This is a genomic window from Frateuria defendens (genome assembly GCF_001182895.1).
In the GTDB taxonomy this organism is placed as follows: Bacteria; Pseudomonadota; Gammaproteobacteria; order Xanthomonadales; family Rhodanobacteraceae; genus Frateuria_B; species Frateuria_B defendens.
Map to the genome: position 1 here is coordinate 1 of NZ_LFQR01000077.1, position 23,482 is coordinate 23,482.

The window sequence follows — 23,482 nt, forward strand, 5'->3', positions numbered from 1 at the left end:
GGAGTCGGCATCCATGCCGACTGGGAGTCAATCTGGGGGAGCCGGCACGGGTGGCGCACTCCGGTTCTTGCGCTGTGCCGTTGTGCGCATCGACACCGTGGCGGGCGAGGCGTCTAGCGATCGGACACACCGCGTGCGCTTCGTACTGCGGCAGGTCGTCGGCGATGGTGAACCACGCCGCCTTGGAGCCGACGAAGATGTGGTGGGTCGGGCGGATGGACGGCTCGTCGAGAAGGGTGCCCATCGCCACGTGGACGTAGGCGCCCTCGCGCACCACCGAATAGAGCAGCGAGCCGCAGTGCTTGCAGTGCGCGTCGTGCGCCGTTTCGTCGCCGTAGAACATGAGGCTTTCTTCGCCTTCGGTGACGGCCAGCCTGTCGCGCCCGATACCGGCGAAGGGCTTGAAGGCCGAGCCGGTGGCGCGCCGGCAGTTCGAGCAGTGGCAATAGAATAGGCAGCGTAGAGGAAGCGTCGGCCACGGCGTAGCGGACGATACCGCAATAGCACTGGCCGGCGAGCATGCGTGCGTTCGTCACGGCGTTCTCCTGTGGACGGGCTGTCGAAGGACGTTGGCTTTCGCGTCGCGCATGGCGCGAGGCGAAGCGCGGCCCCGCGCGAGGCGCGGCCAAAGGTCATTGTGCATTCAAGCCTATTGCGGCGCCGCGAGTGGTTTAGTCTGATGGCACGGCCGCCGCTGGCGGCGATGCCGGAGCAGGAGATGTTGGCGATCGAGACCCGGGCGCTGTCGCGCCGCTTCGAGGGCCGTCACGGCGTGCACGGGCTGGCGCTCGAAGTGCCGTCGGGCAGCGTGTACGGCTTCCTCGGCCCCAACGGCGCGGGCAAGACCACCACGATACGGTTGCTGCTGGCGCTGCTGCGGCCGGACGAGGGCGAGGTGCGCATCTTCGGGCAGCGCCTGGCATGGAACGACCGCCGTGCGTTGCGCGACGTCGGCTCGATGGTGGAGACGCCCTCGCTCTATCCGCACCTGTCGGCGCGCGAGAACCTGGAGGTCACGCGGCGCCTGTTGGACGGCGCCAGGGCGCACATCGACGAGGCGCTGGCCATCGTGGGCCTTTCCGCGGAGGCGGACCGCCGCGTGCGCGACTACTCGCTGGGCATGCGCCAGCGCCTGGGCATCGCGCTCGCGCTGCTGCACCAGCCGCGCCTGCTGGTGCTCGATGAGCCCACCAACGGCCTCGACCCGGCCGGCATCGTGGAGCTGCGCACGCTGGTGCAGCGGATGGCGAGCGAGTTCGGTATCACCGTGTTCCTCAGCAGCCACCTGCTGTCGGAGGTGGAGCAGATCGCCACCCACGTCGGCGTGCTGCACCAGGGGCGGCTGCTGTTCCAGGGCACGCCGCAGGCGTTGCGTGCGCAGTACGGCGATCCGCTCACCATCCGCTGCGGCGACGTGCGGGCGGTCTGCGCCAGCCTGGTGGGGCTGGGCGAAGTCCCGCTGGCGCTGGACGCGCACACGGTGAGCGTGAACGCCCCGCGCCGCGCCGACCACGAGATCAACCGCCGGCTGGTGGAGCAGGGCCATGCGATCCATGCCTTCGGGCGCAGCCCGCGCTCGCTGGAGACGCTGTTCTTCGAACTGACCGGGCCGGGAGCGGGCGCATGAGCATGCTGGGAAGGGCGCTGCGCGCCGAGCTGGTGAAGCTGCGGCATACGCTGGCGGCGTGGCTGGTGCTGCTGGCGCCGGCGGTGATCGTGCTGATCGTGGCGATGCAATTCAGTTTCGCCACGGTGCACCGGCCGGACGTGAGCGGGTCCGAGGCCGTCTGGATCCGGTTCTGCCAGGGCATGTTCGTGCTGTGGAACTTCCTCATGCTGCCCCTGTTCGTGACCCTGCAGGCAGCCCTGCTGGCGGGGCTGGAGCACGGCAATCAGCAATGGAAGCATCTGCTGGCGCTGCCGGTGCCGCGCTGGATGCACTACGCGGCCAAGCTCGGCGTGCTGGCGGCGATGGTGGCCGCTTCCACCTTGCTGCTGTGCGTGGCGACGCCGGTGGTGGGCTGGGTCGTGATGCACGTCCAGCCGGCCTATGGGCTGGCCGGGCCGGCACCGTGGGGATGGCTGCTGCGGCACGCGCTGGCGGGCATCGCCGCGGCCGGCCTGCTCGTTGCGCTGCAGGCGTGGGTGGCGCTGCGCTGGCGCAGCTTCACCACGGCGGTCTCGGTGGGGATCGCGGGCACTGTGGTCGGGTTCATGGTCGGCCAGTCCGAGCGCTTCGGGCACTGGTTTCCCTGGTCGATGCCGGCGCAGGTTTTCGTCGGCAAGGGCGAGCACCTGTGGTTCGTCGTCGTGGCCGGCCTCGCGGCCGGCGGCGTGGCGGCTGCGCTGGGGCTGTGGGATTACGGGCGGCGGGAATACGCCTGACGGCGGGGCGCGTTCGCCCTGGCGGAGGGGCGGACTGCGACGCGAAGTTCATGGAAAGGACATCCGCAACCGGCGACACTTCCGGTTTTGCAGGCAGGATGCGTCGTGAACGTGGCCCCTCGACATGCCCGGCGCCGGGTCTGGATTTCCCGTCTGCTGTGCGGCGCGCTGCTGCCGGCGATGGGCCTGGCGCCCGCCTTCGCCGCCCAGGCCCGGCACGCCCGCGCAGCGGCCGCGAACGAGGCGCCGCCGGGCGGCATGACCATCCAGGTCAAGAGCGACCGCCTGACGCTCGCCGTGGCGAAGGTGCCGCAGGTGTATCTCGCCGGCCCCATCGACGTGGGCGCGCCGCAGCGTTTCGAGGCGCTGCTGAAGGCGGGGCGGATTCCCGCCGGCTCGGACATCTACCTGGACTCGCCGGGCGGCGACCTCGCCGCGGGCCTCGCCCTGGGGCGGCTGTTCCGCTCCGGCTGGATGGCGACGCATCTGGGCGCGTGGCGCAAGCCTTCGCGCTCCTTCTCGCCGCCGAGGGCGGCGCGCTGCCTGGATGCCTGCACTTACGCCTACCTGGGCGGCCTGTACCGCTGGGCGCCGACCGGCATCGACCGCATCGGCCTGCACCAGGCCGCGCTGCCGGAACTGAGATCCGGCAACGCGCAGGCGGGGGCCTCGTCGCCGGCCGCCCTGGCGGCCTACCTGCAGGCGATGGACGTGCGTCCGGAATACTTCGCGCACGTGCTCGCGCCGCCGCGCGAGGACATCGTGTGGCTGGATGCCGAGCAGATGTTTCCCTGGCGGGTGGCCAACAACGGCCGCCTGCCGCTGGCCGTGACCTACCAGCCGACGCCCGGCTCGCCCGAACTCACCCTGACCCAGGTTGTTCGCGGCGGCCAGAACAAGGTTGCGCTGCAGTGCGCGCCGGACGGGGTGACGCTCACCGCGTACTACGTGGTCGGCACCGACCGCGCGCGCCGGCTGGCGACGGGCCAGGCGCGCTCGTACTTCGAGGTCGGCCGCCAGGAGGTGCGGCCGCGGCAGGCGGCGCGTCCGCGCGTGGTCAACGACGCGGTGGCCTTCAGCCGGCCGCTGCCGTTCTCCCAGCTGGCGGGCCTGATCGCGACGGATTCGCTGGGCGCCTGGGTCCAGGGCCCAGGCAGCGCGCTCCGCTACGGCTTCACCATCGCACCCGTCACGGCCAGGGCGCGCACGGGGCGTTTCTACGCCGACTGCGAGGCGGTGCAGCGGCGGCATGCGCCCTGATCGCCTCGTCTCGCACGGCGCGGGCGGCTGTATCGCGGGGCCGCGGGAATCCGCCTGAAACGAACACGGCGCCATGAGCGATGGCGCCGTGTCGCCCCCTTGCCGGCGAAGCGGTCAGACCGCTTCGAAGATGCCCGCCGCGCCCATGCCGGTGCCGATGCACATGGTCACCATGCCGTACTTCTGCTTGCGGCGGCGCAGGCCGTGCACCAGCGTGGCGGCGCGGATGGCGCCGGTGGCGCCGAGCGGATGGCCGAGCGCGATGGCGCCGCCCAGCGGGTTGACCTTGGCGGGGTCCAGGCCGAGGTCCTTGATCACTGCCAGCGACTGCGCGGCGAAGGCCTCGTTGAGCTCGATCCAGTCGAGCTGGTCCTGCGTCATGCCGGCCTGCTTGAGCACCTTGGGGATCGCCTCCTTGGGGCCGATGCCCATGATGTCCGGGCGCACGCCGGCCACCGAGTAGCCGACGAAGCGCGCCAGCGGGGTGAGGCCGTAGTCCTTGATCGCCTGCTCGCTGGCCAGCAGCAGGGCGCCGGCGCCGTCGGACATCTGCGAGGAGTTGCCGGCGGTGACGGTGCCGCCGAAGCGGTCGTTGCGGAACACGGTCTTGAGCTTGCCGAGCACCTCGGGCGAGCTGCCGGCGCGCGGGCCCTCGTCGGTGTCGATCAGGCGGCTGTCGGTCTTGATGCCGCGGGTGGCGAGGTCGGGGTAGTGGTCGTCGAGCTGGAACGGCGCGATCTCGTCCTTGAACTCGCCGGCGGCGATGGCGGCGAGCGCGCGCTCGTGGCTCTGCGCGGCGAAGGCGTCCTGCGCCTCGCGGCCGATCTTCCACTGCGTGGCGACGTTCTCGGCGGTGATGCCCATGCCATAGGCGATGCCGATGTTCTCGTCGTTGAAGATGGCCGGGTTCATGGCGATCTTGTGGCCCATCATCGGCACCATGCTCATGCTCTCGGTGCCGGCGGCGAGCATCAGGTCGGCCTCGCCCAGGCGGATGCGGTCGGCGGCCATGGCGATGGCCTGCACGCCGGAGGAGCAGAAGCGGTTGACGGTGACGCCCGGCACGGTGTCGGGCAGGCCGGCCAGCAGCAGGCCGATGCGCGCCACGTTCATGCCCTGCTCGGCCTCGGGCATAGCGCAGCCGACGACGACGTCGCCAATGCGGTGCGGGTCGATGCCCGGCGCCTGCGCCAGCGCGGCGCGGATCACGTGGGCGAGCAGGTCGTCGGGACGGGTGTTGCGGAACACGCCGCGTGGCGCCTTGCCCACCGGGGTGCGGGTGGCGGCGACGATGTAGGCGGCCTGGATTTGCTTGGTCATGGCTTTCTCCGAAGCCGGGAATCGGGATTAGGGAGTGGGGAATCGGTTGGCAATCCCAGCTTCCTCACGAGTCCGGCCTAGCGATCTCTGGATAGGTGGCAAAGGCGGGGAAGGGCGCATGCCCATTCCCCATTCTCTATTCCCGATGCTCAGTTCCTGAGCGGCTTGCCGGTCGTCATGGTGTGGGCGATGCGCGCCTGGGTCTTCTCCGTCTGCGCCAGTTCCACGAAGTGCTTGCGCTCGAGGTCCAGCAGCCACTGCTCGTCCACCAGCGCGCCGCGCTCGATGGCGCCGCCGCACAGCGTGTCGGCGATGCGCCGGGCGATCTCCACGTCGTGCTCGGAGGCGAAGTAGCCGGCCTGCAGGTTGGCGAGCGAGGCGCGGAAGGTGGCGGTGCCGACGTCGCCGGCCACCGGGATGGCGCGGGCGTACAGCGGCGGGCGCCAGCCGCTCTCGGCCAGCGAGAGGGCCACCTTCTTCGCCACGTAGAGGAGTTCGTAGGGGTTGAACACCACCACGTCGCTCTCGCGCAGCAGGCCGAGCTGCTTGGCTTCCAGCGCGCTGGCGGAGACCTTGGCCATCGCCACCGTCTCGAACACCTTCTTCAGGGACTCGAACGGATCGGCGGGGTTGGCCTGCGCCGCGCGCACGGCCAGCTCGTGCAGGCCGCCGCCGGCCGGCAGCAGGCCCACGCCGGCCTCGACCAGGCCGATGTAGCTCTCCAGCGCCGCCACGGTGCGCGCCGCGTGCATCTGGAACTCGCAGCCGCCGCCCAGCGCCAGGCCGCGCACGGCGGCCACCACCGGCACCAGCGCATGCTTGATGCGCATGCTGGTGCGCTGGAAGTTGTCCACCATGGCCTCGAAGGCGTCGAGCTTGCCGGCCTGCAGCAGGCCGAGCGCGCCCTTCAGATCCGCGCCGGCGGAGAACGGCTCGCCGCTCTGCCAGATCACCACGGCCTTGAGCTGCTGCTCGGCCACGTCGATGGCCTGCTGGATGCCGTCGAGCACGTGGTCGTTGACCGTGTTCATCTTGGTCTTGAACGAGAGGATGCCCACGCCGTCGTCGCCCCGCGTCCACAGGCGCACGCCTTCGTTCTCCCACACCGTGGTGCCCTGGTCGAACTTCTCGCCCAGGATTGGATCGGGGAACAGCTGGCGCGCGTACACCGGGTGCCGCGAGCGCGGCTTGTCGGCGTTCGCGCTGGCCGACCAGGAGCCGCCCTTGCCGTGCACACCGCTGCGCCCGTCCGTGACCCAGGCCGGCAGCGGCGCCTGGCTCATGGCCTTGCCGGCGGCGATGTCCTCGGCGATCCAGCCGGCCACCTGCTGCCAGCCGGCGGCCTGCCAGGTCTCGAACGGCCCGAGCTTCCAGCCGTAGCCCCAGCGGATGGCGAGGTCCACGTCGCGCGCGGTGTCGGCGATGTCGGCCAGGTGGTAGGCGGCGTAGTGGAAGAGGTCGCGGAAGGTCGCCCACAGGAACTGCGCCTGCGGATCATTGGACGCGCGCAACTTGGCGAACTTCTCCGCCGTGTCCTTGATGGCGAGGATGGCGGCCACTTCATCCGAGGTCTTCTGCTCGGACGGCCGGTAGTCGCGCTTGGCGACGTCCAGCACCACGATGTCCTTGCCGGCCTTGCGGTAGAAGCCCGCGCCGGTCTTCTGGCCCAGCGCGCCCTGCTCGATCAGGCCGGCGAGCCACGCCGGCGCCTTGAAGTACGCATGCCACGGGTCGTCGGGCAGGGTGTCGGCCATGGTCTTGATCACGTGCGCCATGGTGTCCAGGCCCACCACGTCGGCGGTGCGGTAGGTGGCGCTCTTGGGGCGGCCCACGGTCGGGCCGGTGAGCGCGTCCACCACGTCGAAGCCGAGGCCGAACTGCTCGGTGTGGTGCATGGTGGCCAGCATCGAGAACACGCCGATGCGGTTGCCGATGAAGTTGGGCGTGTCGCGGGCGTAGATCACGCCCTTGCCCACGGCGGTGGTGAGGAAGGCTTCCAGGCCCTCCAGTACCTTGGCGTCGGTGAGCCGGGTCGGGATCAGCTCCACCAGGTGCATGTAGCGCGGCGGGTTGAAGAAGTGCACGCCGGTGAAGCGGTGGCGCAGCGACTCCGGCAGCGCCTCGGCCAGGCCGTTGATCGACAGGCCCGAGGTGTTGGAGGCGAGCACGGCGGAGGGCGAGACGTGCGGGGCGATCTTGCGGTAGAGCTCGAGCTTCCAGTCCATCCGCTCGGCGATCGCCTCGACCACCAGGTCCACCTCGCCCAGCAGCGGCAGGTGCTCGTCGTAGTTGGCCGGGATGATCGCCGCGGCGAGGTTCTTGTCGGCCAGCGGGGCGGGGGAGAGCTTCTTGAGGTTCTCGATCGCCTTGAGCGCGATGCCGCTCCTGGGCCCCTCCTTGGCCGGCAGGTCGAACAACACGGTCTCGACGCCGGCGTTGGTGAGGTGGGCGGCGATCTGCGCGCCCATCACGCCGGCCCCGAGTACTGCGGCCTTGCGGATGCGTAGCTCCAACTTGAGAGGCAGTGCAGCGGTCATTGGCTTCTCCGAAAGTACGGATAGGAACGGTTGAGCGGGGAAAGCCCGCGGGCCGGGGATGTGCTTAGGGATGGCTGAGCCCGGCGGCGGCGAAACGGATCAGGTGCGCGATGGTCTGCTCGCGGTGCGCCGCCTCGCTGACGTCGCTGCGGCGGCGGATCAGGCCGAAGCCTGACATCGCGTGGGTGAGGGCGCCGGAAACGAGGTCGATGCGCCAGTACAGCTCCTCCTTGCTGAGCTGCGGCAGCAGGCGGGCGAACTCGCCGGTGAACTGGCGCATCACGTGGCCGTAGTTGTCCGACAGGAACTGGCGCAGCGTGTCGTCGTGCTCGGCGAAGGCGCGCGCCAGCACGCGCATGAACAGCGCGCCGCCGTTGTCGCCGGAAAGCTCCAGCGCCGGGCGGATGAAGGCGTCCAGCACGTCCTCCAGCGTGGTGTCCGGCTGGCCGGCCACCTTCGCCAGCGCGGCCAGGCGGCGGGCGTTGAGCGTGTCCAGGCGGCGCCGGAACACCTCTTCCACCAGCCGCACCTTGGAGCCGAAGTGGTAGTTCACCGCGGCCAGGTTGACCCCGGCCTCCGCGGTGAGCTGGCGCAGCGAGGCGCCCTCGAAGCCGTGCCGGGCGAACAGCAGTTCGGCGGCGGAAAGGATGCGTTCCTTGGTGGAGGCGGAGCTGTTCAACGGAGGCGCACCCTGGCGAGGACAATCAAACAAACGATCGTTTGATCATATGGGGGCGGCTTTCCGGCAGTCAAACCGCACTGCGGCAAAAGCCCGTGCGGGCTTGCGTACAGGGGAGAATCTGTCAAACTTTCGTGAGCTAAATCCCCATTCCGTGTCGGATTTGGTCCTACATTCGCCGGCTGGAATGCCCAGCCCGCCCGTCTTTTCGAATACCCGTATCCCGGAGCAGAAACACATGGCGCTGGAGCGCACCCTTTCCATCATCAAGCCCGACGCCGTCGCCAAGAACGTGATTGGCGAGATCTACACCCGCTTCGAGAAGGCCGGCCTCAAGGTCATCGCCGCCAAGATGAAGCACCTGTCGCGCAAGGAGGCCGAGGGCTTCTACGCCGTGCACAAGGAGCGCCCGTTCTTCAACGCGCTGGTCGAGTTCATGATCTCCGGCCCCGTGATGATCCAGGTGCTGCAGGGCGAGGGCGCCGTGCTCAAGCATCGCGACCTGATGGGCGCCACCAACCCGAAGGAAGCCGCGCCGGGCACCATCCGCGCCGACTTCGCCGAGTCGATCGACGCCAACGCGGTGCACGGCTCGGACGCCGCCGAGACGGCCGCGGTGGAGATCGCCTACTTCTTCGCTGCGACGGAAGTCTTTCCGAGGTAATGTGAGTGAGCGGCTGGTGACGGCCGCTCCGACCGAACGACCATGAGCCAAGTTGCCGCCACTCCATCGGACCCGACCGGCGCCGCCGGCAAGGTCAACCTGCTCGACTTCGATCGCCAGGGCCTGCGCGAGTTCTTCGTGCAGATCGGCGAGAAGCCCTATCGCGCCGAGCAGGTGATGAAGTGGATCTACCACCACCTGGAAGACAACTTCGAGGCCATGACCGACGTGGGCAAGGCGCTTCGGGCCAAGCTCGAGGCGTCCTGCTACGTGGGGCCGCCCAAGACCCTGTTCGACAAGGGCGCGGCCGACGGCACCCACAAGTGGCTGCTCGGCATGGACGGCGGCAACGCGATCGAGGCGGTGTACATCCCCGAGCCCACCCGCGGCACGCTGTGCGTGTCCTCGCAGGTGGGCTGCGGGCTCAACTGTCAGTTCTGCTCCACCGCTACGCAGGGCTTCAACCGCAACCTGTCCACCGCCGAAGTCATCGGCCAGATGTGGGTGGCGGCCAAGCACCTGGGCAACGTCACGCACCAGAACCGCCGCATCACCAACGTGGTGATGATGGGCATGGGCGAGCCGCTGCTGAACTTCGACAACGTGGTCAAGGCGATGAGCCTGATGCGCGACGACCTCGGCTTCGGCCTGGCCTCCAAGCGCGTCACGCTGTCCACCGCCGGCCTGGTGCCGATGATCGACAAGCTGTCCGAGGCCATCGACGTCTCGCTGGCGGTGTCGCTGCACGCGGCCAACGACGAGCTGCGCACCGAGCTGGTGCCGCTCAACAAGCGCTACCCGCTGGCCGAGCTCACCGCCGCCTGCCTGCGCTGGCTGGCGCGCCGGCCGCGCACCTCGATCACCTTCGAATACACCTTGATGAAGGGCGTCAACGACCAGCCCGAGCACGCGCGCCAGCTGATCAAGTTCATGCGCCGCATGCCCAACTGCAAGGTCAACCTGATCCCCTTCAATCCCTTCCCCGGTACGCGCTTCGAGCGCTCGGACGCGGAGACCATCCGCGCCTTCCAGACCCAACTGCTCAACGCCGGCATCCTCACCATGCTGCGCCGCACCCGCGGCGACGACATCGACGCCGCCTGCGGCCAGCTCAAGGGCCAGGTGCTCGATCGCACCCGCCGCCAGGCCGAATTCCGCAAGCGTCTGGAAGAGGGCGTGGTGCATGCGTCCTGAGCGGCTCCTGCTCGCCGGCGTGCTGCTGGCGCTGGCCGGCTGCGTCACCACCACGGACAGCAACAACACGCTGACCACGCGCATGCCGCGCACGAGCAAGGCCGCCGACAGCCGCGACGCGGCGCGCATCCACACCGAGCTGGGCCAGCAGTACATGGCCAACGGCGACCTGCAGACCGCGCTGGAAAAGCTCACCAAGGCGCTGCAGTTCGACCCCAACTACGCGCCCGCACACACCGTGGCCGCGGTGCTGTACGAGCGCATCGGCAAGCTGCCAGAGGCCGAGCTGCATTACCGCAGGGCGGTGGAGCTGGAGCCCTCCAAGGGCGACGCGAACAACAACCTCGGCGCCTTCCTGTGCAAGACCGGCCGCTATGCGGAAGGCGAGAGCTATTTCGCCAGGGCGGTCGCCGATCCGTTCTACCAGACGCCCGACGTGGCCTGGACCAACGACGGCCTGTGCCGCCTCGGGGTGCAGGATCGTGCCGGCGCCGAAGCGAGCTTCCGCCGGGCGGTCGAGCGCAACCCGCAGAACGGCGAAGCCCTGTTGCAGCTTGCCAACGTGCTCTATCTGAATAACGATGCATTCCGGGCCAACGCTTTCCTGCAGCGCTACGATGCGCTCGGGCGGCCCACTCCCGTGGCCCTGAAGCTCGGCCACGACATCGAATCCCGCTTGGGCAACAAGGATGCTGCCCTCAACTACCGCAGACGACTGCAGAGCCAGTTCCCGGATTCGGAGCAGGCCCATGCGCTCGACGCCACCGCCAGACCATGACATCCCAGCAGTCCAATCAGGCCGGACACGGTCCGCGCGAGACGGATCTGTTCGACGCCGCCCCGGTGAATTCGGATGCTCAACCGGCCGAGACCGTGCAAACCGGTTTCGCCAGTCGCCTGCGCGCCGCGCGCGAGGCGCGCGGCCTCGACCTGGACAGCTGCGCGCACGCGCTGAAGCTACCGGTGCGCGTGCTGCGCAAGCTGGAGAGTGGCGACCACGCCGGCATCGACTCCACCGTCTACCTCGCCAGCTACATCCGCAAGTACGCGGCCTACCTTGGCGTCGAAGCCGCGGTGCAGAGCGAGCTCGACCACATGAAGCAGGTCGCCGCGCCGCCGCCGCTGGTGGTCACCGGCGGCATTTCGCATTCGCGCTACCTGCTCGAGCGCTACGCCACGGCGGCCACCTACGTGGTGCTGACCGCGGTGATCGTGGTGCCGATGATCTGGCTCGGCGTGCGCGGCACGCTCGACCGCGACATGAGCCACCTCGCGCCGCTCGATGCCGCGCCGGTGGCCCAGCAGGAGCAGGCTGCGCCCGCCGCCAGTGCCAGCGCGGCCGCCGCCACGGCCGTGCAGCTGCCGCCGCCGCCGCCGCGCATCGCCCCGCCGCAGGCGGACGAGCAGCCGCTGCTGGCGTCGATGGCGCCGTTCCCGGGCCTGGGCGGCAGCGAGGCCGGCAACAAGCCGCCGCTCGCCACCGCGCCGCCGGCGGCCGTCGCGGCCGCCGGCGGCCACGCGCTGAACCTGACGCTGAGCGATGCGAGCTGGGTGGAGGTCACCGCGGCCGACGGCTCGCGCCTGGAGTACGGCCTGCTGCCGGCCGGCACTGACAAGACCTACCATAGCAACCAGCCGCTCGAAGTGCGCATCGGCAATGCGGTGGGCGCCAAGGTCAGCCTCGACGGCGAGCCAATGGCGATCGACGACTACCGCCGCTCCAACGTCGCCCACTTTCGCGTGCAGGTGCAGGACGGCAAGGCCCGTCCCGCCGGCACCTGAGCACACGGGCCCGCGCCGGCCATCGCCAGGCGATGGGTGGCCCATTTCGGTTATGCTTGCCGCTTGTCCGTCGCCGAAGGCGGCGGACGCGGTCCACTTTATTTTTTCGGCTCCGGGAAAGCCCTCCGTCGCAGGCGGAGCGGTTCCCGCCCAATGGTGAGAATGCATGGCTTTCGAGGCATACGACGAATACGAGCAGGGCGAAATCGTACGCAAATGGCTGCGCCAGAACGGCGTGTCCATCATCGTCGGCATTGCCATCGGCCTGGTCGGCATCTTCGGCTGGCAGCAGTGGCGCAACCACCAGGCCCGGCACCAGGCGGAGGCCGGCCAGCTCTACCAGCAGCTGCAGACCATCGTCGCGCTGGGCGCCTGGGAGCAGGCCGGGCAGCTGACCAGCCGCCTGCAGCAGGACTATGCCGACTCGCCCTCCGCCGTGTTCGCCTCCAGCGAGCTCGCTCAGCACGAGGCGCAGGCCAAGCAACTGGACAAGGCCGAGGCCGCGCTGAACTGGGCCGAGAGCCACGCCGGCGATCCCGCGCTGAAGGCGCTGATGCAGCTCAACCTGGCGCGCGTGCAGCTGGCCGCGGCCAAGCCGGCCGATGCGCTGGTGACCGTCGGCCGCGTGCAGGGCGGGCTCTATGCCGCCCTGGGCGAGGAACTACGCGGCGATGTGCTGGTCAAGCTCAATCGTCTGGACGATGCCCGCAAGGCGTACCAGGCCGCCCTGGCGGCAGGGGGCGAGAACGCGCCGCAGCGCGACGCCTTGCAGATGAAACTTGATGATCTGGCCGTGGCCGGGAAGCAGGGTGCATGAAATCTGTGGTTATGAAGCGGGCGATGCTGGTCGCCCTGACGTCGCTGGTGGCGCTGGCCGGTTGCCATTCCTTCAAGAAGGAAAACGTGCAGCCGCCCACGCCGCTGGACAAGCACTTCAAGCCGACCGTGCAGGTGACGCGCCTGTGGCGCGCCAGCGTGGGCGAGGGCGCGGGCGATAGCGGCCTCAGGCTGCGCCCGGCGGTGGCCGACGGCGTGCTCTACGCGGCCAGCAACGACGGCAAGCTTGCCGCCTTCGACGCCAGTTCCGGCAAGACGCTGTGGTCGAAGAGCTCGCGCACCCACGGTTGGTTCGGCTGGGGCGACAAGAAGCGCAAGGACGCCCTCTATGCCGGCGGCCCCGGCGTGGGCGGCGACCTGGTCGCGGTCGGCACGCTGGACGGTCATGTGTACGCCGTGGACGCGAAGGACGGCAGTCCGCGCTGGGACGCCGCGGTGAGCACCGAAGTGCTGGCCGCGCCGCTGGTCACCAACGCGCTGGTGGTCGTGCGCACGGCCGACGGCCGCGTGTACGGCCTCGACCGCGCCACCGGCGTCCGCCGCTGGGTCTACGACCAGGGCGCCGTGCCGCTGCTCAGCCTGCGCGGCAACGGCCCGCTGCTGGCGGCCAACGGCGTGGTGTTCCTGGGCAGCGACGACGGCCGCCTGGTCGCGCTGCGCGAAGACAACGGCGAGAAGCTCTGGGAGCAGCCCCTCGCCGGCGGCGAAGGCCGCACCGAGATCGACCGCCTCAACGATGCCGACGGCGCCATCCTGCTCGACGGCAGCACGCTGTACGGCGCCGCCTACCACGGCAACCTGGTGGCGGTGGACGGCCCCAGCGGCCGTCCGCTGTGGAACCGCCCGTTCTCCACCTTCACCTCGATCGCCGCCACCGGCAACGCGCTGTACGGCGTCAACGACGACTCCCAGGTGTGGGCGTTCGACAAGAACGGCGGCGCCGACATGTGGAAGAGCGACGCGCTCAAGTACCGCTGGCTCACCGGCCCGGCGGTGCAGGGCAACTACGTCGTGGTCGGCGACCTGGAAGGCTACGTGCACTGGCTGCAGACCGGCGACGGCGCGCTGGCCGCGCGCGAGCGGCTGTCCAAGAAGGCCATCCGCGCGCAGCCGCTGGTGGTGGGCGACACCGTGTACGTCGAGGACGTGAAGGGACGCATCGGCGCCTACCGTCTGTCCGTGCGCTGACCGCGGGCGCCCGGTTCCCATGCTGCCCGTCGTCGCCCTGGTCGGCCGCCCGAATGTCGGCAAGTCGACCCTCTTCAATGTCATGACGCGCAGCCGCGATGCCCTGGTGGCGGACATGCCGGGCGTCACCCGCGACCGCCACTACGGCGTCTGCCGCTCCGGCGCGCGGCCGTTCGTGGTGGTCGACACCGGCGGCCTGATCGAGGACGCCGACGGTATCGACGCGCTCACCGCGCAGCAGGCACGCCTGGCCATCGGCGAGGCGCAGGTGGTGGTGTTCGTGGTGGACGCGCGCGACGGCCTGCTGCCGCCCGATCGCGGCATCCTCGACGAGCTGCGCCGCAGCGGCAAGCCGCTGATCGTGGCCGTCAACAAGACCGACGGCCTCGACGTGCCGGGCGCGCTGGCCGAGTTCGCCGCCTTCGGCCTGGCCGCGACCCTGCCGCTGTCCGCCGCGCACAGCCGTGGCGTCGAGGAACTGGTGGCGGCGATCCTGCCGCAGCTGGCCGAGGACACCGACGAGGCTGCCGAGCCGGAAGCCGAGGACGACAGCATCCGCGTCGCCATCGTCGGCCGCCCGAACGCCGGCAAGTCCACCCTGATCAACCGCCTGCTGGGCGAGGATCGGCTGATCGTCTCAGGCGTGGCCGGCACCACGCGCGACCCGATCCGCGTGCTGCTGGAACGCGACGGCCGCCGCTACACGCTGATCGACACCGCCGGCGTGCGGCGCAGGGCGCGCGTGGAGGAGGCGGTCGAGAAGTTCAGCGTGATCAAAACGCTGCAGTCGATGGCCGCCGCCCAGGTGGTGGTGCTGCTGGTCGATGCGCGCGAGAACCTGGCCGACCAGGACCTCACCCTGATCGGCCACGCGCTGGACGAGGGCAGGGCGCTGGTGCTGGCGGTTAACAAGTGGGATGGCCTGGACACCTATCAGCGCGCGCAGTGCGTGTCGGCGCTGGAGCGGCGCCTGCAGTTCATCGGCTGGGCCAAGCCGGTGTTCATCTCCGCGCTGCACGGCTCGGGCCTGCGCGAGCTGATGCGCGCGGTGGTGCGTGCGCACGCCTCGGCCACGCGCACGCTCGGTTCTTCCGAACTCACCCGCGCGCTGGAAAAGGCCTACGAGAGCTACCAGCCGCCGCTGGTGCGCGGCCACGCGCCCAAGCTGCGCTTCGCCCATCCGGGCGGCAGCAACCCGCCCACCATCGTGATCCACGGCAGCCGCACCAAGCACATCGCGCCGGCCTACCGGCGCTACCTGGAAGGTTTCTTCCGCCAGCGCTTCAAGCTCGAAGGCACGCCGGTGCGCATCGAGTTCCGCGAGGGCGAGAACCCCTACGCCGGCAAGAAGAACGTGCTTACCGAAGGCCAGATCCGCAAGCGCCAGCGGATGATCCGCGAGATGAAGCGGCGCAAGCGCTGAAGGCTCGTCCTCTCTCTCGCCGAGGCGTCCTGGTCCCGCTGATGCTCTTCTGTTAGGAGCGCGCCTGCGCGCGGCAAGCCCCACGTAGCGGCAAGGCCGCCGTGCGGCGGTCGCGCGCAAGTGCGTTCCTGCGGCACGGCGTGGCGGCAAGGCGGCTAACTTGGCGCAGGCTGATCCGGCGGCCGGTCAGCCCTCGAGGTCGGAAGGGATCAGCGCGTAGACCGCCGCATCGTGCGCCTGCCCGTCGAGCAGCAGGCGCTGGCGGGCGATGCCTTCCAGGCGCGCGCCGCTCTTCTCGGCAGCGCGGCGGCTGGCCTGGTTGCCTGCGGCGACGACGATCTCCACCCGCACCCGTTGCAGCGTCTCGAAGGCGAAGTGCGCGACGGCCCGCACGAGCAACGGACACAACCCCTGTCCCTGGCGCGACCGGCGCACCCAGTAGCCGAGGTTGGCGCCGCGGTCTCCGGTGAAGCGGTCGAGGCCGATCGCGGCGAGCGGGACGCCGCCTTCGTCGAAGGCGCCGAAGCTGTACTGCGTGCCGTCCTCCCAGCCGCGCCGGCAGGTGGCGATGTGGGTGGCGGCATCCGCCTCGGCATACTCGTCGCGGCACCACGGCAGCCAGCGCCGGAAGACTTCGCGCGATTCGTCCACGGCGGCGTACAGCGCGGGGGCATCCTCCGGCCGCCAACAGCGCAGCCGCAGGGCGGCGACGGGAAGCTCCAGCGCGATCGGTGCGTGCGGCGTTGCGTGCATGATGCGGCGTTTGTGCGGGGCGAGGGCGGCACGGGATAATGTTTCACTTTACAGGCGGATCTTCTCCATGAGCGCACGGATTCTCGACGGCAAACGCATCGCCCAGGAATTGCTGGAGCGGATCGGTCGGCGCGTGGCCGAGCGCAAGGCGCAGGGGCTGTCCGAGCCGGGCCTGGCGGTGGTGCTGGTGGGCAACGACCCCGCCTCGGCCGTCTACGTGCGCAACAAGCGCCGCGCCTGCCAGCAGGTGGGCTTCACGTCCTTCGGCTACGACCTGCCGGAGGACACCAGCCAGGAAGAACTGTTCGCGCTGATCGACCGCCTCAACGCCGACCCGGCCGTGCACGGCATCCTGGTGCAGTCGCCGCTGCCGCCGCACATCGACGAGGACGCGCTGGTCGACCGCATCGATCCGGGCAAGGACGTGGACGGCTTCCAGGCCGTCAACGTCGGCCGCCTCGCGCTGCGCCGCTTCGGCCTGCGCCCGTGCACGCCGCGCGGCGTGATGACCCTGCTCGGCCACACCGACTGTCCCGTGCGCGGCCAGCACGCGGTGGTGGTGGGCGTGTCCAACCACGTCGGCCGGCCGCTGGCGCTGGAGCTCCTGATCGCCGGCTGTACCGTCACCTGCTGCCACCGCTTCACCCGCGACCTGGAGAGCTTCGTGCGCCAGGCCGACATCCTGATCGTGGCAGTGGGCAAGCCCGGGCTGGTCAAGGGCGAATGGATCAAGCCGGGCGCGGTGGTGGTCGACGTCGGCATCAACCGCCTCGACGACGGCCGCCTGGTGGGCGACGTGGCCTTCGACGCCGCCGCCGAACGCGCCAGCTGGATCACCCCGGTGCCAGGCGGCGTCGGTCCGATGACCGTGGCGACGCTGATGGAGAACACGCTGGAGGCCGCGGAGGCGGCCGGGGCGTAAGGGGTAGGGAAAAGCGGACGGCCGAGGGAGTGGCGCCGCCTCGGCGTCACGGCCGCCGCGATGCCTGGGCATCCGTGCATCGGTGTCTTGCGTGGCCTTGCGCTGCCGCGTCCCGCCGCGTTTTGGCCAAGGTATCGCGCTCGCCGGACAGCCTTGCGCCGGTAGCCGCGGCGATGCGAACGGCGGGCCGCCAGCCGCCGCTCGAAGCTCGATGCTCACCCCGCCAAGTTGCCGCACGCACCGCGGGCTACTCGCCCGCACGCTTGTCCTCGCGTATAATTTCATCTTTGCAGCGGGGCTTTTTCCATGCGCATTCTCGCCGAGGCTCTCACCTACGACGACGTCTACCTCGTTCCGGCCCATTCCACCGTCCTGCCGCGTGACGTAGACACCTCCACCCGACTCACCCGCAACCTGCGCCTCAATATTCCAATCGTCTCCGCGGCGATGGATACCGTGACCGAGGCGCGGCTCGCCATCACCATGGCGCAGAACGGCGGCATCGGCATCATCCACAAGAACATGACCGCCGAGCAGCAGGCGGCCGAGGTGCGGCTGGTCAAGAAGTTCGAGGCCGGCGTGATCCGCAGCCCGATCACCGTGGGGCCGAATACCTCGATCCGCGAAGTGCTGCAGCTCACCCGCGCGCACAACATCTCCGGCGTGCCGGTGGTCGACGGCGAGCAGCTGGTCGGCATCGTCACCAGCCGCGACCTGCGCTTCGAGCGCAAGCACGACGACCCGGTGCGCAACATCATGACCGGCCACGACAAGCTGGTCACGGTGAAGGAAGGCGCCAGCCAGGACGAGGTGCTGCAGCTCCTGCACACGCACCGCATCGAGAAGGTGCTGGTGGTCAACGACGGCTTCCAACTGCGCGGCCTGATCACCGTCAAGGACATCCAGAAGGCCCGCGACAACCCTCGCTCCGCCAAGGACGCCCACGAGCGCCTGCTGGTCGGCGCGGCGGTGGGCGTGGGCGGCGACACCGAGGCGCGCGTGGACGCGCTGGTCGCGGCCGGCGTGGACGTGGTCGTGGTGGACACCGCGCACGGCCATTCGCAGGGCGTGATCGACCGCGTGAGCTGGGTCAAGAAGCATTACCCGCAGATCCAGGTGATCGCCGGCAACATCGTCACCGGCGACGCCGCGCTGGCGCTGCGTGACGCCGGCGCCGACGCGGTGAAGGTGGGCGTGGGCCCGGGCTCCATCTGCACCACCCGCGTGGTGGCCGGCGTGGGCGTGCCGCAGATCACCGCCATCGACCTGGTCGCCAGCGCGCTCAAGGAGGACATCCCGCTGATCGCCGACGGCGGCATCCGCTACTCCGGCGACATCCCCAAGGCGCTCGCCGCCGGCGCGTCCAGTGTGATGCTGGGCTCGATGTTCGCCGGCACCGAGGAATCCCCGGGCGAGGTGGAGCTGTTCCAGGGCCGCTCCTACAAGAGCTACCGCGGCATGGGCTCGCTGGGCGCGATGGCGCTGGGCTCCAAGGACCGCTACTTCCAGGACGAGGCCGATGCCGACAAGCTGGTGCCCGAGGGCATCGAGGGCCGCGTGCCCTACCGCGGCCAGCTGCGCAACATCATCCACCAGCTGATCGGCGGCCTGCGCGCCTCGATGGGCTACGTGGGCGCGGCGACCATCGAGGACGTGCGCAGCAAGGCGCAGTTCGTCAAGGTCACCGGCGCGGGCGTCACCGAGGCGCATCCCCACGACATCCAGATCACCAAGGAAGCGCCGAACTATCGGCTCAATTCCTGAGGAGTCGGGAGTAGGGAATGGGGAGTCGGGAATAGTGAAAGCGCCTCCGGTTCCCTTGACGCCCCCCGCTGAAGCCTCCGGGGCAAGGCGCGCCATCGCGCCTTGCCCCCTCTCTATTCCCGATTCTCTATTCCCGATTCCCTGGCTCCGCCCATGACCGACATCCACAGCGACAAGATCCTCATCCTCGATTTCGGCGCGCAGTACACCCAGCTGATCGCCCGGCGCATCCGCGAGTTCGGCGTCTACTGCGAGATCTGGGCCTGGGATCACGACCCGGCCGAGATCGCCGCGTTCAAGCCCAAGGGCATCATTCTCTCCGGCGGCCCCGAGTCCACCACGCTGCCTGGCGCGCCGGCGGCGCCGCAGGCGGTGTTCGACGCGGGCCTGCCGATCCTCGGCATCTGCTACGGCATGCAGACCCTGGCCGCCCAGCTCGGCGGCGCCACCGAGGCCGCCGACCAGCGCGAGTTCGGCCATGCCGAGGTGGACGTGGTGGCGCAGGACGCCCTGCTCGCGGGCCTGAGCGACCACGTCGGCGCGCCGCGCCTGGACGTGTGGATGAGCCATGGCGACCACGTCTCCGTGGCGCCGCCCGGCTTCACCGTCACCGCCACCACCGAGCGCATCCCGGTGGCGGCCATGTCCAACGAGGCCAGGCGCTGGTACGGCGTGCAGTTCCACCCGGAGGTCACCCACACCAAGCAGGGCGGGGCGCTGCTCAAGCGCTTCGTCACCGAGATCTGCGGCTGCCGCACGCTGTGGACCGCCGCCAACATCATTGAGGACCAGGTCGCGCGCGTGCGCGAGCAGGTCGGCCAGGACGAGGTGATCCTCGGCCTCTCCGGCGGCGTGGATTCCTCCGTGGTGGCCGCGCTGCTGCACAAGGCCATCGGCGACCAGCTCACCTGCGTCTTCGTCGACACCGGCCTGCTGCGCTGGCAGGAAGGCGACCAGGTAATGGCGATGTTCGCCGCCGAGGCCGACAAGGGCGGCATGGGTGTGAAGGTGGTGCGCGTCAACGCCGCCGAGCGCTACTTCAAGGCGCTGGAAGGCGTGGCCGATCCGGAAGCCAAGCGCAAGATCATCGGCAACCTGTTCGTGGAGATCTTCGAGGAAGAATCCCACAAGCTCAGCAACGCCAAGTGGCTGGCGCAGGGCACCATCTATCCCGACGTGATCGAGTCGGCCGGCAGCAAGACCGGCAAGGCCCACGTCATCAAGAGCCACCACAACGTGGGCGGCCTGCCCGAGCACATGAAGCTCGGCCTGGTCGAGCCGTTGCGCGAACTATTCAAGGACGAGGTGCGCCGCCTGGGCGTGGAACTCGGCCTGCCGCGCAGCATGGTCTACCGCCACCCGTTCCCCGGCCCGGGCCTGGGCGTGCGCATCCTCGGCGAAGTGAAGGCCGAGTACGCCGAACTGCTGGCCCGCGCCGACGCCATCTTCATCGACGAGCTGCGCAAGGCCGACCTCTACGACAAGACCAGCCAGGCCTTCGCCGTGTTCCTGCCGGTGAAGTCGGTGGGCGTGGTGGGCGACGCGCGTGCCTACGAATGGGTGATCGCCCTGCGCGCGGTGGAAACCATCGACTTCATGACCGCGCACTGGGCGCACCTGCCTTACGACTTCCTCGGCAAAGTCTCCAGCCGCATCATCAACGAACTGCGCGGCGTCTCCCGCGTGGTCTACGACATCAGCGGCAAGCCGCCGGCGACGATTGAGTGGGAGTGAGCCGTCCAGCGGCTGACTGGCGGCGCGCACGGCGACCATGTTGTACGGTATAATTCCGTACAAACAGGAGCCTAGCCATGACCACTGCGACCGCCCGTCTCGACCTGCGCCTCGAGCTGCGTGACAAGGACCGTATCGCCAAAGCCGCCGCCCTGCGAGGCATGCCGATATCGTCCTTCGTCCGTGACGCCGTGCTGCGCGAAGCGGATGCCGCCATTGCGGCGGATACGGTCGTCACCTTGTCGGAAGCCGAGTCGCGGCGCTTCCTGGACGCTCTGGACGCGCCATTCCACCCTAATGCCCGCCTCAAGAAGGCGATGGAATCCGCCGCCCGGCTGACACAGCGCTGAGGCATGGCGCTGATCTTCACCGTCCTGGATGGGCGTCGGCATAACCGCGAAGACTTCACCTGTGGCGTAGCTGAGCTGGACGACTACCTGCGCCGTCGCGCTGGACAGCACCAGCGCGACGGTATTGCCACGACCCACGTCCTGATCGACGATGCCGAACCGGTACGGATTCTCGGCTATTGCTCGCTGTCGGCCGCGCAATTGCATTTGCATGAGTTGCGTGAGGATGACCGCAAGCGGCTGCCAGCTTACCCGGTGCCAGCCATCCGCATGGGGCGGTTGGCCGTCTCGAATACTAAGCAGGGCAGAGGTTACGGTCAGTTGCTGCTGGGCCATGCGGTTAACCTGGCCGTGTCTGTGCGGCAGACGATGGGCGTGCGCGTGTTGATCGTGGATGCCAAGGATGAGCGGGCGGCAGCGTTCTATGAGGGCTTTGGCTTTCGGCGCACGGCCAGTGCGGCGCTGACGCTGTATCTGCCTGTCGGCAGTTCTTGAAAGCGAATGAAACCGTGGCATTGACCGAAGCCGATACCTGCCGAATCCATGTCACGCCGGCCTTGCAGCAGGCCGGCTGGAGCGCGGAGCCATATGCCATTGGTGAGCAGCGCCCGATCACTGACGGGGGCATCCTGCTGATCGGCGGCAAGGCGCGTCGGGCGAAGGTGCGCAAGCCGGACTACATCTCTACCGCCGCGACTTCCCTATTGCCGTGGTTGAAGCCAAGGAAAGTGGCCTGCCGGCGGAGAACGGCGTGCAACAGGTTCGCGAATACGCGGAAATGCTCAAATTGCGCTTCGCCTACGCGACCAATGGTCTGCAAGGCAGGGAAGAAGACGGTTTACCGGCTGGCCCAGCAGGGGGAGATACCGGGATTCAAGCTGGGTGGCACCTGGCGGTTTCGTCGCAGCGAGCTGGATCGCTGGATTGCCGCGCAAATAGCCGAGAAAACGCAGGACAGGACATGAGCACCCCGCAGAACAGTAGCAGCCAGGCGGCCGCGCTCAGAGAGAGGGCTGCACGCCCATGAATGCCGTAGAAATCGAACAAGCCATCACCGATCTCGCGGAGCAGCCGTTCGACCGTGCGGAGTTTCCCTATGCCTTTCTTGAGGCGTTCGGTAACAAGGCGACGACCATCAAGCGCCTTCGCGCCGGAGCATCGAACAAGTCCGACCTCGGCGGTGTTCTTCAGACCAGCAACATCCACATTCTGACCTGCGACGCTGGGCGGGTGACGCAGACGCTGGCCTCCCTCAAGGCCAGTCCGGCGACGGCCAAGGCCAAGGCGAAGTTCATCCTCGCCACGGACGGCGCGGACTTCGAGGCCGAAGACCTGGCCAGCGGTGAGACAGTAGCCTGTGCCTTCAAGGACTTTCCCGACCACTTTGGCTTCTTCCTGCCGCTTGCGGGCATCAGCATCGTTCGTCAGATCAGCGAAAACGCCTTTGACATTCGGGCCACCAGCCGCCTGAACCGCCTGTACCTTGAACTGTTGAAAGACAACCCTGCGTGGGGCACTGCGGAGCGTCGCCATGACATGAACAAGTTCATGGCACGGCTGATCTTTTGCTTCTTCGCCGAGGACACAGATATTTTTGGGGGCAAGGGCAAGTTCACCGAGACCGTCGCGCGGATGAGCGCGGGCGACTCGGCCAACACTCACGAGGTCATCGCTACGCTGTTCCGCGTCATGAACACCCGGCGTGAGGACCGACCAGCCGCCAAACTCCCACGTTGGGCCAATATCGACGACTTCCCCTACGTCAACGGGCAGTTGTTCTCTGGTGGCGACGACGTGCCGCGGTTCAGCAAGATCGCCCGTTCCTACCTGCTGCATGTCGGCGGGTTGGACTGGACCAAGATCAACCCCGACATTTTCGGCTCGATGATCCAAGCAGTCGCTGAGGACGAGGAGCGCGGCGAGTTGGGCATGCACTACACCAGTGTTCCTAACATCTTGAAGGTACTGAACCCGCTATTCCTTGATGACCTTCGTTCCAAGCTGGAAGAGGCGGGCGACAACCCGCGCACCTTGCTCAATCTGCGCAAGCGCATCGCCAGGATCAGAGTCTTCGACCCGGCCTGCGGATCGGGTAACTTCCTGGTCATTGCCTATAAAGAAATGCGCGCTATTGAGGCCGAGATCAACCGGCGGCGCGGCGAACCAGATCGCGCGTCTGGCATCCCCCTCACCAATTTCCGTGGAATCGAGCTGCGCGACTTCCCAGCGGAGATCGCGCGTCTTGCACTGGTTATCGCCGAGTACCAGTGTGACGTCCTCTACCGAGGACAGAAACTTGCGTTGGCGGAGTTCCTGCCTCTGCGCGACGAGAACTGGATCACCTGCGGCAATGCCTTGCGCCTCGACTGGCTGGCGATCTGCCCGCCGACGGGAACGGGCGTGAAGGTGCAGACCGACGACCTCTTTCAGGCCCCCCTTGACCAAGCCGAGATCGACTTCCAGAACGAAGGCGGCGAGACCTATATTTGCGGCAATCCACCCTACAAGGGGAGCCAAGATCAGACAACGAGCCAGAAGAGCGGTTTGAATAACCCAATCCAAGCCATCTATCCGTCTTGACGTCCATCGTTGTGACAGAAAACGGGAGGACTCAGGGACTTGGGTTCTCCCCATCGGCGTCCCTTGCCTGGATGGCGCGGCCTCTTTCGGGGGGGGGGGCACCCCTTCCA

At 68.8% G+C, this 23,482-nt stretch carries 20 protein-coding genes and 2 pseudogenes; 17 read left to right on the forward strand and 5 right to left on the reverse strand.

Annotation, left to right across the window (positions count from 1 at the left end):
• Window positions 1-502, reverse strand: a 502-nt coding sequence (locus tag ACH65_RS11345; protein WP_202594192.1) for a GFA family protein, incomplete at its 3' end; no start/stop codon positions are given.
• Window positions 503-679: 177 nt separating this feature from the next.
• Here ACH65_RS11345 and ACH65_RS11350 point away from each other — a divergent pair.
• The 3 genes from ACH65_RS11350 (at window position 680) to ACH65_RS11360 (ending at window position 3,645) form a co-directional block, all read left to right on the forward strand.
• Window positions 680-1,627 carry an ABC transporter ATP-binding protein gene (locus ACH65_RS11350; protein ID WP_237561500.1) on the forward strand — a complete coding sequence of 316 codons (948 nt, stop codon included), beginning with the start codon at window positions 680-682 and terminating at the stop codon, window positions 1,625-1,627.
• The gene (locus ACH65_RS11355) at window positions 1,624-2,385 is read left to right on the forward strand and encodes an ABC transporter permease (RefSeq protein ID WP_049622712.1); all 762 of its coding nucleotides are present in this window, start codon (window positions 1,624-1,626) and stop codon (window positions 2,383-2,385) included. Before ACH65_RS11350 ends, ACH65_RS11355 begins: the two co-directional genes overlap by 4 nt.
• A gap of 105 nt (window positions 2,386-2,490) precedes the next feature.
• Window positions 2,491-3,645, forward strand: coding sequence for a hypothetical protein (locus tag ACH65_RS11360; protein WP_153242573.1), 1,155 nt, complete (start codon window positions 2,491-2,493; stop codon window positions 3,643-3,645).
• Window positions 3,646-3,759: 114 nt separating this feature from the next.
• On the opposite strand, the gene ACH65_RS11365 is transcribed toward ACH65_RS11360, so the two are convergent.
• From ACH65_RS11365 to ACH65_RS11375, 3 genes are all read right to left on the reverse strand, one after another.
• A complete protein-coding gene (locus ACH65_RS11365; RefSeq protein ID WP_049622713.1) occupies window positions 3,760-4,965 on the reverse strand; it encodes an acetyl-CoA C-acyltransferase in 1,206 nt (401 codons plus the stop codon).
• A gap of 149 nt (window positions 4,966-5,114) precedes the next feature.
• Window positions 5,115-7,502, reverse strand: a complete 2,388-nt coding sequence (locus tag ACH65_RS11370) for a 3-hydroxyacyl-CoA dehydrogenase/enoyl-CoA hydratase family protein (protein ID WP_049622714.1) — start codon at window positions 7,500-7,502, stop codon at window positions 5,115-5,117.
• Window positions 7,503-7,566: 64 nt separating this feature from the next.
• Window positions 7,567-8,181, reverse strand: a complete 615-nt coding sequence (locus ACH65_RS11375) for a TetR/AcrR family transcriptional regulator (RefSeq protein ID WP_049622715.1) — start codon at window positions 8,179-8,181, stop codon at window positions 7,567-7,569.
• 238 nt (window positions 8,182-8,419) lie between these two features.
• Here ACH65_RS11375 and ndk point away from each other — a divergent pair, with 238 nt between their 5' ends.
• The 7 genes from ndk to der all read left to right on the forward strand — a co-directional run bounded on the left by ndk (window position 8,420) and on the right by der (window position 15,269).
• Window positions 8,420-8,845: a nucleoside-diphosphate kinase gene (gene ndk / locus ACH65_RS11380; protein WP_049622716.1), complete on the forward strand. Its 426-nt coding sequence runs from the start codon at window positions 8,420-8,422 to the stop codon at window positions 8,843-8,845.
• Between the two features lie 42 nt (window positions 8,846-8,887).
• Window positions 8,888-10,039, forward strand: a complete 1,152-nt coding sequence (gene rlmN / locus ACH65_RS11385; RefSeq protein ID WP_049622717.1) for a dual-specificity RNA methyltransferase RlmN — start codon at window positions 8,888-8,890, stop codon at window positions 10,037-10,039.
• Window positions 10,029-10,817, forward strand: coding sequence for a type IV pilus biogenesis/stability protein PilW (gene pilW / locus ACH65_RS11390; protein WP_049622718.1), 789 nt, complete (start codon window positions 10,029-10,031; stop codon window positions 10,815-10,817). The genes rlmN and pilW overlap by 11 nt, the downstream gene beginning before the upstream one ends.
• The gene (locus tag ACH65_RS11395) at window positions 10,814-11,821 is read left to right on the forward strand and encodes a helix-turn-helix domain-containing protein (RefSeq protein WP_082190276.1); all 1,008 of its coding nucleotides are present in this window, start codon (window positions 10,814-10,816) and stop codon (window positions 11,819-11,821) included. Before pilW ends, ACH65_RS11395 begins: the two co-directional genes overlap by 4 nt.
• Before the next feature lie 166 nt (window positions 11,822-11,987).
• Window positions 11,988-12,638, forward strand: a complete 651-nt coding sequence (locus tag ACH65_RS11400; protein ID WP_049622719.1) for a YfgM family protein — start codon at window positions 11,988-11,990, stop codon at window positions 12,636-12,638.
• Window positions 12,635-13,846 carry an outer membrane protein assembly factor BamB gene (bamB, locus tag ACH65_RS11405; RefSeq protein ID WP_049622720.1) on the forward strand — a complete coding sequence of 404 codons (1,212 nt, stop codon included), beginning with the start codon at window positions 12,635-12,637 and terminating at the stop codon, window positions 13,844-13,846. Before ACH65_RS11400 ends, bamB begins: the two co-directional genes overlap by 4 nt.
• 19 nt (window positions 13,847-13,865) lie before the next feature.
• Window positions 13,866-15,269, forward strand: a complete 1,404-nt coding sequence (gene der, locus ACH65_RS11410; RefSeq protein ID WP_049622721.1) for a ribosome biogenesis GTPase Der — start codon at window positions 13,866-13,868, stop codon at window positions 15,267-15,269.
• 186 nt (window positions 15,270-15,455) lie between these two features.
• On the opposite strand, the gene ACH65_RS11415 is transcribed toward der, so the two are convergent.
• Window positions 15,456-16,022 carry a GNAT family N-acetyltransferase gene (locus ACH65_RS11415; RefSeq protein WP_053096252.1) on the reverse strand — a complete coding sequence of 189 codons (567 nt, stop codon included), beginning with the start codon at window positions 16,020-16,022 and terminating at the stop codon, window positions 15,456-15,458.
• A gap of 67 nt (window positions 16,023-16,089) precedes the next feature.
• On the opposite strand from ACH65_RS11415, the gene folD reads away from it, so the two are divergent.
• From folD to ACH65_RS11445, 7 genes and pseudogenes are all read left to right on the forward strand, one after another.
• A complete protein-coding gene (folD, locus tag ACH65_RS11420) occupies window positions 16,090-16,944 on the forward strand; it encodes a bifunctional methylenetetrahydrofolate dehydrogenase/methenyltetrahydrofolate cyclohydrolase FolD (protein WP_049622722.1) in 855 nt (284 codons plus the stop codon).
• A gap of 306 nt (window positions 16,945-17,250) precedes the next feature.
• On the forward strand, window positions 17,251-18,708 hold the full coding sequence (gene guaB / locus ACH65_RS11425; RefSeq protein ID WP_049622723.1) for an IMP dehydrogenase: 1,458 nt from the start codon (window positions 17,251-17,253) through the stop codon (window positions 18,706-18,708).
• A gap of 153 nt (window positions 18,709-18,861) precedes the next feature.
• Window positions 18,862-20,442 carry a glutamine-hydrolyzing GMP synthase gene (gene guaA / locus ACH65_RS11430; RefSeq protein WP_049622724.1) on the forward strand — a complete coding sequence of 527 codons (1,581 nt, stop codon included), beginning with the start codon at window positions 18,862-18,864 and terminating at the stop codon, window positions 20,440-20,442.
• 77 nt (window positions 20,443-20,519) lie between these two features.
• On the forward strand, window positions 20,520-20,792 hold the full coding sequence (locus ACH65_RS11435; protein ID WP_049622725.1) for a type II toxin-antitoxin system TacA family antitoxin: 273 nt from the start codon (window positions 20,520-20,522) through the stop codon (window positions 20,790-20,792).
• A 3-nt stretch (window positions 20,793-20,795) separates the two neighbouring features.
• Window positions 20,796-21,287, forward strand: coding sequence for a GNAT family N-acetyltransferase (locus tag ACH65_RS11440; RefSeq protein WP_049622726.1), 492 nt, complete (start codon window positions 20,796-20,798; stop codon window positions 21,285-21,287).
• 323 nt (window positions 21,288-21,610) lie between these two features.
• Window positions 21,611-21,757, forward strand: a pseudogene (locus tag ACH65_RS19040) (helix-turn-helix domain-containing protein); the annotation flags it as partial.
• Between the two features lie 58 nt (window positions 21,758-21,815).
• Window positions 21,816-23,339, forward strand: a pseudogene (locus tag ACH65_RS11445) (DNA methyltransferase); the annotation flags it as partial.
• Window positions 23,340-23,482: the final 143 nt, after the last annotated feature.

Excerpts from the sequence above, each read along its gene's own strand:
- ACH65_RS11370 (WP_049622714.1), bottom strand. The coding sequence starts at position 7,502 with ATGACCGCTGCACTGCCTCTCAAGTTGGAGCTACGCATCCGCAAGGCC.
- ACH65_RS11350 (WP_237561500.1), top strand. The coding sequence starts at position 680 with ATGGCACGGCCGCCGCTGGCGGCGATGCCGGAGCAGGAGATGTTGGCG.
- guaA (WP_049622724.1), top strand. The coding sequence starts at position 18,862 with ATGACCGACATCCACAGCGACAAGATCCTCATCCTCGATTTCGGCGCG.
- ACH65_RS11365 (WP_049622713.1), bottom strand. The coding sequence starts at position 4,965 with ATGACCAAGCAAATCCAGGCCGCCTACATCGTCGCCGCCACCCGCACC.
- ACH65_RS11395 (WP_082190276.1), top strand. The coding sequence starts at position 10,814 with ATGACATCCCAGCAGTCCAATCAGGCCGGACACGGTCCGCGCGAGACG.
- der (WP_049622721.1), top strand. The coding sequence starts at position 13,866 with ATGCTGCCCGTCGTCGCCCTGGTCGGCCGCCCGAATGTCGGCAAGTCG.
- ACH65_RS11415 (WP_053096252.1), bottom strand. The coding sequence starts at position 16,022 with ATGCACGCAACGCCGCACGCACCGATCGCGCTGGAGCTTCCCGTCGCC.
- ACH65_RS11355 (WP_049622712.1), top strand. The coding sequence starts at position 1,624 with ATGAGCATGCTGGGAAGGGCGCTGCGCGCCGAGCTGGTGAAGCTGCGG.
- ACH65_RS11440 (WP_049622726.1), top strand. The coding sequence starts at position 20,796 with ATGGCGCTGATCTTCACCGTCCTGGATGGGCGTCGGCATAACCGCGAA.
- ndk (WP_049622716.1), top strand. The coding sequence starts at position 8,420 with ATGGCGCTGGAGCGCACCCTTTCCATCATCAAGCCCGACGCCGTCGCC.
- pilW (WP_049622718.1), top strand. The coding sequence starts at position 10,029 with ATGCGTCCTGAGCGGCTCCTGCTCGCCGGCGTGCTGCTGGCGCTGGCC.
- guaB (WP_049622723.1), top strand. The coding sequence starts at position 17,251 with ATGCGCATTCTCGCCGAGGCTCTCACCTACGACGACGTCTACCTCGTT.
- folD (WP_049622722.1), top strand. The coding sequence starts at position 16,090 with ATGAGCGCACGGATTCTCGACGGCAAACGCATCGCCCAGGAATTGCTG.
- ACH65_RS11400 (WP_049622719.1), top strand. The coding sequence starts at position 11,988 with ATGGCTTTCGAGGCATACGACGAATACGAGCAGGGCGAAATCGTACGC.
- bamB (WP_049622720.1), top strand. The coding sequence starts at position 12,635 with ATGAAATCTGTGGTTATGAAGCGGGCGATGCTGGTCGCCCTGACGTCG.
- ACH65_RS11435 (WP_049622725.1), top strand. The coding sequence starts at position 20,520 with ATGACCACTGCGACCGCCCGTCTCGACCTGCGCCTCGAGCTGCGTGAC.
- rlmN (WP_049622717.1), top strand. The coding sequence starts at position 8,888 with ATGAGCCAAGTTGCCGCCACTCCATCGGACCCGACCGGCGCCGCCGGC.